This window comes from Nocardia rhizosphaerihabitans (assembly GCF_014646295.1).
Classification (GTDB): domain Bacteria; phylum Actinomycetota; class Actinomycetes; order Mycobacteriales; family Mycobacteriaceae; genus Nocardia; species Nocardia rhizosphaerihabitans.
Map to the genome: position 1 here is coordinate 250,512 of NZ_BMNE01000006.1, position 11,814 is coordinate 262,325.

The 11,814-nt window shown below is 69.1% G+C and carries 10 protein-coding genes; 1 reads left to right on the forward strand and 9 read right to left on the reverse strand.

What is annotated here, in order from left to right; genetic code table 11:
• Window positions 1-6: 6 nt before the first annotated feature.
• The 7 genes from IEY60_RS25485 to IEY60_RS25515 all read right to left on the reverse strand — a co-directional run bounded on the left by IEY60_RS25485 (window position 7) and on the right by IEY60_RS25515 (window position 8,765).
• Window positions 7-957, reverse strand: a complete 951-nt coding sequence (locus IEY60_RS25485) for a D-isomer specific 2-hydroxyacid dehydrogenase family protein (protein ID WP_189033004.1) — start codon at window positions 955-957, stop codon at window positions 7-9.
• A gap of 80 nt (window positions 958-1,037) precedes the next feature.
• Complete coding sequence (ligD, locus tag IEY60_RS25490; protein WP_189033005.1) at window positions 1,038-1,997, reverse strand: non-homologous end-joining DNA ligase; 960 nt, start codon at window positions 1,995-1,997, stop codon at window positions 1,038-1,040.
• A gap of 65 nt (window positions 1,998-2,062) precedes the next feature.
• Window positions 2,063-4,234, reverse strand: a complete 2,172-nt coding sequence (locus tag IEY60_RS25495; RefSeq protein WP_189033006.1) for an MMPL family transporter — start codon at window positions 4,232-4,234, stop codon at window positions 2,063-2,065.
• Between the two features lie 28 nt (window positions 4,235-4,262).
• A complete protein-coding gene (locus tag IEY60_RS25500; RefSeq protein WP_189033007.1) occupies window positions 4,263-4,700 on the reverse strand; it encodes an EXLDI protein in 438 nt (145 codons plus the stop codon).
• A gap of 215 nt (window positions 4,701-4,915) precedes the next feature.
• Entirely contained in the window at window positions 4,916-5,305 is a 390-nt protein-coding gene (locus tag IEY60_RS25505) for a hypothetical protein (RefSeq protein ID WP_229740112.1), read from the reverse strand.
• 65 nt (window positions 5,306-5,370) lie between these two features.
• Window positions 5,371-6,471, reverse strand: a complete 1,101-nt coding sequence (locus IEY60_RS25510; protein WP_189033008.1) for a methyltransferase — start codon at window positions 6,469-6,471, stop codon at window positions 5,371-5,373.
• 170 nt (window positions 6,472-6,641) lie between these two features.
• Window positions 6,642-8,765: a RecQ family ATP-dependent DNA helicase gene (locus IEY60_RS25515; protein ID WP_229740113.1), complete on the reverse strand. Its 2,124-nt coding sequence runs from the start codon at window positions 8,763-8,765 to the stop codon at window positions 6,642-6,644.
• Between the two features lie 373 nt (window positions 8,766-9,138).
• On the opposite strand from IEY60_RS25515, the gene IEY60_RS25520 reads away from it, so the two are divergent.
• On the forward strand, window positions 9,139-9,519 hold the full coding sequence (locus tag IEY60_RS25520; protein ID WP_229740114.1) for a hypothetical protein: 381 nt from the start codon (window positions 9,139-9,141) through the stop codon (window positions 9,517-9,519).
• 1 nt (window position 9,520) lies between these two features.
• Here the strand turns inward: IEY60_RS25520 and IEY60_RS25525 are convergent, their stop codons facing one another.
• Together IEY60_RS25525 and IEY60_RS25530 are read right to left on the reverse strand one after the other, a co-directional pair.
• Window positions 9,521-10,732, reverse strand: coding sequence for an RtcB family protein (locus IEY60_RS25525; protein WP_189033285.1), 1,212 nt, complete (start codon window positions 10,730-10,732; stop codon window positions 9,521-9,523).
• 140 nt (window positions 10,733-10,872) lie between these two features.
• Window positions 10,873-11,745, reverse strand: a complete 873-nt coding sequence (locus IEY60_RS25530; RefSeq protein ID WP_189033010.1) for a ribokinase — start codon at window positions 11,743-11,745, stop codon at window positions 10,873-10,875.
• Window positions 11,746-11,814 lie beyond the last annotated feature (69 nt).

Below are 11,814 nucleotides of genomic sequence, written 5' to 3' on the forward strand. Positions count from 1 at the left end.
GATCGCTCAGTAACCCCGCTCCGGCTCGACGATCGCGAGCAGCGGCTCGCCCGCCACGAACCGGGCGATATTCGCGCCGACATGATCGGCGAAGGCCGCCAGCCGCAGCTGCGGCGGATTCGAATCGTGCGGGGTGATGATCGCGTTCGGCAACGTCCACAGCGGATGCCCGTCCGGCAGCGGCTCCGGGTCGGTCACGTCGAGGCCCGCGCCGCCGATCACTCCCCGCGACAGCGCGCTGACCAGTGCGTCGGTATCGATCAGGCTGCCGCGGGCCACATTGACGACCCACGACGAGGGCCGCAGCCTGGCCAGCTCGTCCGCACCGATAAGGTGCCGGGTCTGCGCTGTCGCGGGCGCGGCGACCACTACATGGTCGGTATGCGACCACACCCGGCCCAGCTGCTCGGCGGGCACCGTCTCCACATCGGCCGGGATACCCGCGCCCGTCACGGGCCTGCCCGACCGGTTCACCGCGATCACATGCGCACCCAGCGGCGCCAGCATCGGAATCAGCGCGCGTCCGATCCCGCCCGCACCGACGATCGTCACCGTCTTGCCGCGCAACGATCCCACGTGCGGGAAGAACTCGCGCTGCTGCCACGACGTCGCCCGCAGATGCTCAGGCAGGTAGCGCACGCCCGCCAGCAGCAGCATGAGCGCGTGCTCGGCGACGCTGTGCGAGAAGGCGCCCGCCGCCGAGGTGAACAGCACGTCCGGGTTCGCGCGGAAGACGTCGGCGTCGAAGAAGTCCTCGATACCCGCGGCGGGCAGTTGTACCCACCGGACTGCGGCGGGCAGCGTGGCGGGGAAGTCACCGGGCGTGCCGGTCCAGATCAGCGCGTCGGCATCGGTGAGCTCGCCGACCTTCGCGCCCGCTCCGACGACGGCCTTCTCGAGCAGGCGAGGTGGCTGCCGGTCCGGGCCGATCGCGATCGTGGTCGCGGATTGCTGCACGGGTCCTCCTGTGTAGTGAGCTGCTGCCGTCGCCGCGCGTGCGCGGACCCGGAGCCTCGATTCTTCCCCGTCGGGCGCGCTCACGATTCGTCGAGGTCGACGGGCTCGTCGATGCCGTGGCGGTCGGCCAGCTCGAGCAGGGGCGCGATGTCGAAAACGGCGTCGTCCATGCCCGCCTGGATGTCGCCGAGTTCGGCGTAGCGGGCGGGCACGGTCTCGATGGTGAAGTCGCGGGGATGTATGTCGTCGATCTCGGTCCAGCGCACCGGGGTCGACACCGTCGCCGCGGGCACGCCGCGGACCGAGTAGGCGGCGGCGATGGTGTGGTCGCGGGCGTTCTGGTTGTAGTCGACGAACAGCTGGGCCGGATCGCGATCGCGCCGCCACCAGGCCGTCGTCACGTCCTCGGGCGCCCTGCGCTCGACCTCCTGCGCGAAGGCCAGCGCGGCCCTGCGCACCTCCTTGAACCCGTATTCGGGGGCGATCCGCACGTAGACGTGCAGTCCGGAGCCGCCGGAGGTCTTGGGCCAGCCGACCGCGCCCAGCTCGTCGAGGATCTCGTGCACCACCCCCGCCACCCGCTGCACCCGCGGCCACGGGCACTCCGGCATGGGGTCGAGGTCGATGCGCCATTCGTCGGGGGATTCGGTGTCGCTCGCCCGCGAATTCCACGGATGGAACTCGACCGTGGACATCTGCACCGCCCAGATCACGTCGGCGAGCTTCTGCACGCACAGTTCGTCGGCGTGCCTGCCGTAGCGCGGAAAGTACACGCGCACAGTCGAAATCCAGTCGGGGGCGCCGCCGGGCAACCGCTTCTGATGGACCTTCCCGCCGGGCAGGCCCTTCGGGAACCGGTGCAGCATGCACGGCCGGTCCCGCAGCGCGTTGACGATCCCGTCACCCACGCTCAGGTAGTACTGCACCAGGTCGAGCTTGGTCGCGCCGAGCTCGGGGAAGTACACCCGGTCCGGGTTGCTGACCCGCACCGTGTGCTCACCCACCGCCAGCTCGACCGCCGGTGTCGCAGACTTGGCCACCTGCGCAACGATAGACGAGCAGGCCCGCTCCCGGCGGGGGAGCGGACCTGCGGTGGGAGGGTTTGTCAGCCCTGGCGGCTCTGTGCCGGGGGCGTGTAGTAGCTCTCGGCGTAGGAGTACTCCGCCCACCGGGGCGAGCGTTCCTCGTCGCTGTCGCCACCGTGTCCCGGCCACCAGGCGCGGCGCCCGAGCAGCGCCGTGACCGCCGGGGTGAAGAACAGCGCCATCACGAACGCGGCGATCGCGATGCCCACCGAGATGGCGAAGCCCATCTGCGACAGGGTGCTGTTGCCCGCCAGCATCATCGAGGCGAAGGTGCCCGCCAGGATGAGACCGGCTGCGGCCACCGTCGGCCCGGTGTGCCGCACGGCCAGCGCCGCCGCCTCGCGGGGCGTGTGCCCCGCACGGGCTTCCTCCCGCAACCGGGCGACCATCAGGATGTTGTAGTCGGTGCCCAGCGCGACGACGAACAGGTACATGATCACCGGCAGCGTGAAGATCAGCCCGTGCTGGCCCTGGATCTGCTGGAAGACCAGCACCGTCGCGCCGAGAGTCGCGGCGAAACCGAGGAACACCGAGGCCATCAGGTACCAGGGTGCGACGAGGCTGCGCAGCAGCAGCGCCAGCACCAGCATGATCAGGATCGCGGCCACCGGGAAAACGATCCGGTAGTCGTGATTCATCGCGTCCTCGAAGTCGACGTACACCGCGGTCATGCCACCGACCGCCGCCGTCGCTCCCGCGGGCGCCGCCTGGTGGGCGACCTCACGCAGCGGGCCGGCCACCGTGTCGAGCGCGGCATCGGATTCCGGTGCGTTCGCCAGCGTCACCTGGAAGTTCGCGATCGTCCGGTCCGCCGAGAGCTGCGCCTGCCCGACCTGGCCGACACCGTCGACCTGGGTCAGCACCGTGCGATAGGTCGCCAGCTGGTCTTCGGCCAGCGGAGCTGCCGACTGCAGCAACACATCCGACGGTTGCGTCGCCCCCGCGGGCATCCCCTCGAGCAGCTCGGTGGTGAAGGCCACCGATTCCGAGGCGTCGGTGGTGGAGCCCGAACTCAGATCGAAGGTCGGGTTGAAGCCGACCGCGAACACCCCGAGTGCCACCAGCACGCCACCGGAAGCGACGGCGAATACGCCGGGCCGCCTGCCCATCGCCGCGCCGATCGCACCGAACCGGGCGCCCTTCGGCTCGATCTGCCAGGCCTTCGACGGCCAGAACACCTTGGTGCCCAGCAGCGAGACGATCGCGGGCACCAGCGTGAGCCCGGCCAGCAGGGCCACCGCGACCGCGATCGCCAGTGCGGGGCCCAGCGCCCGGAACATCCCGAGGCTCGACAGCGTCAGCGCCATGAACGCGATGATCACCGCGGCCGCCGCCGACGTGACGGCCTCGCCGACCTTGGCGACGGCGTTGACCATCGCGGTCTTCGGATCGTCGCCGGCCCGCAGCCGTTCCCGGTAGCGGAACATCAGGAACAGGATGTAGTCGGTGCCGACACCGAACAGCACGACCAGCAGGATCGAGTTCACCGAGGTATCGATCTCGAGGTCGAAAGCCTTGGCGGCCATGGCGATCAGGCCGCCGACCGTGCTCGAGATCGCGCCGATGGTGACCACCGGCAGCAGCGCGATGACCGGGCTGCGGAAGATGATCAGCAACAGCACCAGGATCAGCACGATCGTGGCGATGCCGATGATCGCCATGCCCTTCTCGCCCTGCTCGGTCTGATCGAGGGTCTGCGCCGCCGTGCCGGTGATGCCTGCCTTCAATCCGGTGTCACGCACCTGCTCCCTCAGGTGCTCGCGCAGGCTCTTGACCGCCTCGCCTTGCGTCTTGTCGGCGGCGTCGGTCAGCTTGGTCATCTGCACCGCGATGACCTGGACCAGGCGGTTCTCCGACGGTGGTGTCACCTGGATTCCGGTGACACCCTTGATGTTCTGCGCGGTGAGCGCGGCGGCGGCCGCGCTGACCGTCGCCGAGTCTGCCTCGGTCAGCGCCGCGCCGTCGGCCCGCACCGCCACGATGAGCGCGGCGGGCGCGGCGTGCTGCGGAAATGCCTGCTCCTGCAGCTTCATCGCCTGAATCGACTCGTAATGCGAAGGCAGGAACTCGGATTGGTCGGTGGTCGCGGTGAGCGCGGGCGCCGTCGACAGCACGGCGACGATCGCGATCACCCACAGGCCGATCACTTTCCACGGATGGTGGACGACGACGCGCCCCAGTCTTGCGAACATGGTGGGAGGTCCTTTCCGGGCCTGGAAGTCAGATGTCGAGGTCTTGGATCAGCGGGTGGCTGACACGGTCGACGATCGTCAGGTAGACCTTCGGCGGGACTTGATCGCGCAGCGCTTCGAGCGAATCGACCACCTCGACGGTGAAATCACCCCAGTCCTGCTCCCCGATGCCGACCATCGCGCGCCAGTTCTTCCAGTCCCTGGTCCAGTTCTCGGGCAGCGAGAACTCCGACCACTCGGCGATCTGCTTCTGCACCACGTAGTTGCCCTTGTGGGTGAGGAACACCCGGACGACCTCGACGGCCTTCCTGGTCACCTGCCGTGACTCGCCGACCTTGCGTCCGGTGAATCGCTGGGTGCGCCCGCCACCGGGGCCGACCTTCACGACGATCGGACCGAATCCGTCCGCGGTGGGCTTGACGGTGTCCACGATCGCGGGTGCCTCGGTGTGCGTTTCGGTGGTCATTGATCACTCCAATTCGATAAGTGCGTGCGCATATGGGCATGGGTGTACGAGCGGCGAGCCCCTTGCTTCGGCTCGTCGTCGTGGTCGATGTGCGGTTGTGCGGCGACTCTGCGTCCCGTCCGTCTCACTATAAGTAGATGTATACGTATAGGGCAAGAGTCAAAAAAGGTCCGCACGGATCGACTCCGTGCGGACCGCTCGCGCGCGGTGCGAAACTACAGCTCGTAGACCCCGAACGCCCGGTTCTGGATGCACATCGGCATCACGTGGACCTGCTCGGTCCATTCGAATTTGGCTGCGGCCTCGACGGTTCCGCGTTCGTCGATGCACACGCTCGCGGTGCCCGGCATGGTCAGCGGGTTCAGCACCGCCAGCGGGATACCCGCGTGGATGTTGCTGTAGAGGCCGCCGCTGAAGCACAGCGGGGTGATCGCGATGCCGCGCCGCGCGCTCTCGCGATCGGCGGCGGCCTGGGCGCCCGGCACACCGGCGCAGTCGAGCGGGTTCTCGTTCGACGCCTGGGCGGGAGCGGTCGACAGGGTGAATCCGGCCGCACAGCCCGCGGCGACGGCCATCAGGGATCGAGCAAATGAGGTCCTGGTCATAGCCGCATTCAAACACTGGTGGCCGGTCGCACCCACAATCGACGGCGGCGTGTCGAGGAGGGGAGTCAGCGGGGGACGGCCTCCAGCACGCAATCGGGCGCCGCCGTTTCCACCGTGCGCCGAAGCGTGAACCCGCAGCGCGCCAGCAGGTCGCGGAACTGCTTCTCGGTGCGCTCGTGGCCGCCCTCGGTGTTCACCAGCATCTCCAGATCGATGAACTTGCCCGGATGCGGACGCTGATGATCCGGCAGCACCAGTTCGATCACCAGCAAGGTCGCCGAGCGGCTCATCGCGGCGCGCACGGTGCGCAGGATCTGCTCGGCCTGCTCGTCGGACCAGTCGTGCAGGATGTGTTTGAGCAGGTAGGCGTCACCGCCCTGGGGCACCTCCGCGAAGAACGACCCGCTCTCCACCGCGCATCGTTGCGCGAGGCCAACGGCGGCGAGGTCGGCGTTCAGGTCGTCGACCACGTTCGGCAGGTCGAACACGATGCCACGTGTCGTCGGATACCGGCCGAGGATCTCGATCAGCAGGCTGCCGCGCCCGCCGCCGACATCGACGAGCGTGCCGAACCGGCCGAAATCGTAGGCGGTGAGCAGCGGTTCGATCGACAGCGTGCTCACGCTGGTCATCGCGCGATCGAACAACTCGCCGACCTCGCGGTTCACCGCCGCGTACTCGAAGAAGTTCGACCCGTCCAAGTTCCGGCCGACGGGTTCGCCGGTGCGCACCGCGTCGGTGAGATGGGTCCAGTGGTTGCGGTGGAACTGCGAGCCGAAGAACCGGGACAGATCACGCAGGGTCACCTCGGCATCGCTGCGCAGCGCGTCACCGATGCGGGTGAGCGTGTAGGTGCCGTCGCGCCGCTGGGCGAACACGTCGTAGCTCACCAGCAGCCGCATCAGCCTGCGCATACCCTCCTCGTCGACGTCGACCGCACGCGCCAGCTGGGCGGCCGTGCGCGGGCCCTCGGCCAGCTCGTCGGCGATCCCGAGCTCGGCGGCGGTGCTGATGGCCTGGGAGAGGAATCCGGCGATCTGCAGATCCAGCAGCGCGATGTGGCCGGGCACCAGCTTCCGATGCAGACCGCCGAGCGCGTCACGCACCCGGTCGATCGCGCGGAGCACGGGCAGCGGGGGGATCTTCTTCAGTGCTGTGGACGTCATGACGACTCCATCGTCGGCCGATTGACCTGCACGGACGCACTGAGTTTACGGGAAGTGGGAAGGGTCGGGGAGGGGGCGCGGCAGACCCTGAGGTCGGCGGGCCTTCGCGGCGCCACGTCGGCTCGCGGCGTCCAGGATCGCGGCGGTCCCGCCGGAGCAGGCGACGGGGATCAGGTCGGGGTTGCGAGTGCGAACGGCAGGACGGCGTCCGCGCCGCTGGTGCGCAGGGCGTGGGCGGCGACGGTCATGGTCCAGCCGGTGTCGGTGAGGGTGTCGACCAGCAGGATCGGGCCCTCGACACCGGTGAGGTCGGGCACCTCCCACGAGTCGAACAGGCCGGCCACCCGGTGGGCGGAGTTCGCCGCCGAGACCGGCGGCCGGTCCGGCCTGGTGTGCAGGATGCCCAGGTTGTCCAGCCGCCCGATCTGCGCGAGCCGGGCTGCCAGGCTCGCGGTGAGCTGGGGATAGCGGGGCGATTCCAGGGCCAGGACCGAGGTCGGGCGGGTGGCCCAGTTCCAGTCGCGCAGCACGGCGATGCACGCGTCGAAGACGGCGTCGGGCACCGGGGCGTCGGGGCCGTCGAGCAGGGCGCGCAGGCGCTGACCCCAGCCGAGGTCGGTGAGCCTGCCGAGGACGCGGCCGGTGTCGGCGCCCGCGGAGATCTTGCCGGACAACGGGATTCCCAGTTTCGCCATGCCCGTTGGCCACTGCTTGCGCGGCGCCAGGTCGAGGCCGGGGCGATCCAGCCTGGCCCGGGTGGCGGCGACGGCGGCCTCGTCGACGGTGGTGTCGGGACGGGTGCCGGTGCAGTTGTCGCAGCGCCCGCAGTCGGGGGTGGCGGCGTCGAGCGCGCCGAGACCGGGGTCGTCGAGCTGGCGGCGCAGGAATGTCATCCGGCAGGCCGTGGTCGCCTGGTAGTCGATCATCGCCTGCTGCTCGGTATCGCGGGCAGCGGCGAGGCGCTCGTAGCGCTCGGTGTCATAGGTCCACGGTTCGCCGGTGGACAGCCAGCCGCCACGCACCCGGCGCACCGCACCGTCGACGTCGAGCACCTTCAGCACCATCTCCAGCCGCGACCGGTTCAGCTCGACGAGCGGTTCCAGCGCGATCGTCGACATCGGCCGATCGGTGTCGAGGGCGGCCAGCACCGCGCGCACGATGTGCTCACGCGGGAACGCCACCGAGGCGAAGTAACTCCAGATCCGAGCGTCCTCCGCGCCGGGCAGCAACACCACCTCGGCCCGCTCGGTACCGCGACCGGCACGGCCGACCTGCTGGTAGTAGGCGATGGGGGACGACGGCGCGCCGACGTGCACCACGAACCCGAGATCGGGCTTGTCGAAGCCCATACCCAGCGCCGAGGTCGCGATCAGCGCCTTGACCTCGTTGTTCAGCAGGGCGCCCTCGAGCACTTCGCGTTCGGCCGGGTCGGTCTGTCCGGTATAGGCGGCGACGGTGTGACCGTGCGAATTCAGCACATCGGCCAGATCGTGCGCGGCGGCCACCGTGAGGCAGTAGATGATGCCCGACCCGGGCAGCCGGTCGAGCTGCCCGCCCAGCCAGGCGGTGCGCTGCACGGCATCGTCGAACCGCACCACCGACAGATGCAGCGACTCGCGGTCCAGCGTGCCGCGCAACACCAGCGTGTCGGTACCGATCTGTCCCGCCACATCGGTGACCACCCGGTCGTTGGCGGTCGCGGTGGTCGCCAGCACCGGAACATCGGAGCCGAGATCGGCGATCAGCGTTCGGATGCGGCGATAGTCGGGCCGGAAATCGTGCCCCCAGTCCGACACACAGTGCGCCTCATCGATCACCACCAGCCCGGCGTCGGCGGCCAGCCGCGGCAGCACCTGATCGCGAAAGTCGGGGTTGTTCAACCGTTCCGGGCTCACCAGCAGCACGTCGACCTCGCCGTCGGCCACCCGCTGATGGATCTCGTCCCACTCGGTGACATTGCCCGAGTTGATCGTGTCCGCCACCACCCCGGCCCGCTCGGCGGCCGCCACCTGGTTGCGCATCAACGCCAGCAGCGGCGACACGATCACCGTCGGACCCCGCCCGGCACGACGCAGCAGCTTCGCCGCGATGAAGTACACCGCCGACTTACCCCAGCCGGTCCGCTGCACCACCAGCGCCCGCCTGCGCTGCACCACCAGCGCCTCGATCGCGGTCCACTGGTCCTCCCGCAACCGCGCCTCGGGGCCGGCCAGCTCCCGCAACAACTCCTCGGCGCGTTCGCGCAGGTCGGGAGCCGTCAGGTCGAGCACGTCGTTGCCGGTCGCTGAGGTCATGGGCACCATGCTGCCCGACCCCACCGACAGGTTTGATCACCGGTACAGACAGTCCCGGCTCTCCGTGATTCAGGCCAGAGCTGGGGGTGGCGGAGGCAGGCGGCCGCCGGTGGGGTGGTGGCTTGGTAAGCCCGTGCCCGGGGATTAACCCATGTCCTTGCGAGACCTGTCGGCAGCATGGGCGGTGCGGCATGGGATAAGGCATTCGTTCTGCGAAATGCCGGGTAGGGGAGGACAATAGGGCGAGTTACCGGATTGCCGGAGGGGCTCCATGGCGAACAGATTTGATCCGCCTGCTGGATGGACGCCGCCCGGGTCGCAGTTCCGGACGAATTCGGGAGCGTCTCGCACGGTGGCAGGTGCTTTTCTCGCGTTGGTTGTGACACCCGTCGGTATGGCGTTGGCCGCGCATGGTGCGCTGGACACCAGTCGCTGGGTGATCCTCGGTGACGCCGCCGATCGGATCGGCTCGACTCTGCAGATCATCGCGGGTGCGCTGCTGTTGTTGCTGGTCAGCGCGCTCGCGGGGTTCACGCCGATCGCGACGGTCCTGGCCGGGCTGGTCTGGGGTGTGCTGCCTGGACTGATCTACTTCGTATCGCCGGAGAGCACCTGGCGGCTGGTGGGGGATCTGCCGCTGATGACCGATGAGCTGCACATCGCGCTCAATGCGTGGATCACCAGCGGCTTCACCTTCGTCCTCGGGCTGTTGCTCGTCGGCGCGGGGGTGGCGGGCACCCTGCGCCGACGATGACTCAACCCTTCACACAGAGGACCTGACGCAGCGTCGCCACCACGTCGACCAGGTCGGCCTGGGCCGCGATCACCTCGTCGATGTCCTTGTACGCGGCCGGGATCTCGTCGACCACGCCCGCGTCCTTGCGCGACTCAACGCCCTCGGTCTGGGCGACCAGATCCGCGACGGTGAACTGCTTCTTGGCCGCGGTCCGGCTCAACCGCCGCCCCGCGCCGTGCGACGCCGACTGGAACGAAGCCGGATTCCCCTTGCCGCGCACCACATACGACCGCGTCCCCATCGATCCGGGAATCAACGCGAGATCACCCACGCCCGCCCGCACCGCGCCCTTCCGCGTCACCAGCATCGGCATGCCGTCGATGATCTCCTCCGACACATAGTTGTGGTGGCAGGAAATCGGCTCGTCGAAACGCACGTCGCGGCCTGCGAATTCGTCGCGCACCGCCCGGCACACCAGCGACAGCATCACCGCGCGATTACGCGCGGCGTATTCCTGCGCCCAGGTGAGGTCACGCCGGTAGGCGTCCATTTCCGGTGTTCCCGAAAGGAATACGGCCAGATCGCGATCGGGCAGCGACTGGTTGTGCGGCAACGCCCGCGCCACCGCCATATGCCGCTCCGCCAGCTCCTTGCCGATATTGCGCGACCCGGAGTGCAGCAGAATCCACACCGCGTCTTCCTGGTCGAGGCAGACCTCGATGAAGTGATTGCCCGACCCAAGCGACCCGATCTGCTTGTGCGCCTTGGACTCCAACGACGACACACCCGGATGCAGGTCGCGGAACCCACGCCAGAACCGGTCCCAGCCCTTCGTCCGGGCCGACTGCCCGTGCGAACCGGCATGCAGCGCACCGACGTTCACCGCCTCCTTGTGCGCGTTGAACCCCACGGGCACCGCCCGCTCGATCCTCGACCGCAGCGACCGCAGGTCGTCGGGCAGATCCGATGCAGTCAACCCGGTCTTGACGCTCTCCATGCCACAGCCGATATCCACACCGACCGCGGCGGGCGCGACCGCGTCCCGCATCGCGATGACCGACCCCACCGTTGCCCCTTTACCCAGGTGCACATCGGGCATCACGCGCAATCCATACACCCATTTCAGTTCCGCGATATTGCGGAGCTGACGCAGCGCGGACTGCTCGATCTCGTGCTCGTTGGCCCACATGAGCGTCTGCGCTCGGGTGCCGCGCAGCTCGACGGGAAACATGGTCGGTCCTTTCCTTTTTGTACTACCAACGGTAGGACCGTGAACCGTGCCGCGCACGTGAATTTTGCCGGGTCGCGTCGGGCATCGGACGGCGTGCACCGCGCGGCAGGGGAGCTACGCGAACCGCAGGACCGAACCGATCAGTCCGCGGCGAGCGCGAGCTCGATCCGGGCGCGGCCGGGGATCGATGAGCTGGCGCCGAGACGGGTGGTCGCCACCGCACCGGCGGCATTGGCCCAGGTCACCGCGGCGTGCGGCCCGATTGCCCAGGTGGCGACGAGGGCGCCGGTGAAGGCGTCGCCCGCGCCGGTGGTGTCGACGACATCGACCGGGCGCCCGGCGACCGCGAACTCGGTGCCGTCGCCGGCTCGATACACCGCACCGTCGCCGCCGAGGGTTCGCACTACGTGCGGTACCTGGTTCAGTTCGGCCGAATACCGGTCGGACTCCAGGGAATTCACGATGGCCAGGTCCACGTCGGCCCACAGAGCAGCGGGCAGCGGTTGCACGGGTGAGGGATTGAGCGCGACGATCGTGCCCGAGGCGCGGGCGTGCCGGGCGGCGGCGGCCACCGTGTCGAGCGGAATCTCCAACTGGCACAGCAGGATGTCGGCGGCCGCGATCGCCACGAGTTCGTCTTCGGTCAGGTCGGTCACCCGGCCGTTCGCGCCCGCGACGACGATGATGCTGTTCTCGCCGGACTCGTCGACGACGATCGTCGCCACGCCGCTGGGGCCCTCGACCGTGCGCAGCAGCGCGGTGTCGACACCGGCCTCGGCCAGTGTGGATCGCAGAGTGGTCCCGAACGCGTCGGCACCGATCGCGCCGAGGAATCGCACCCGTGCGCCGGAGCGGGCTGCCGCGATCGCCTGGTTCGCGCCCTTGCCGCCGGGGACGGTCGCGAAACCGGACCCGAGCACGGTCTCGCCCGGTGCGGGGCGGTGCGCCGTGGTGGTGACCAGATCCATGTTGACGCTGCCCAGCACGACGACGGTGGATGCGGCGGAGTCCATGGCGGCAAATCTAGCGGCGACTGTACGGTCGGCGGCGATTTCGGGTGGCGAGCGCGGCGTGACCTGTGG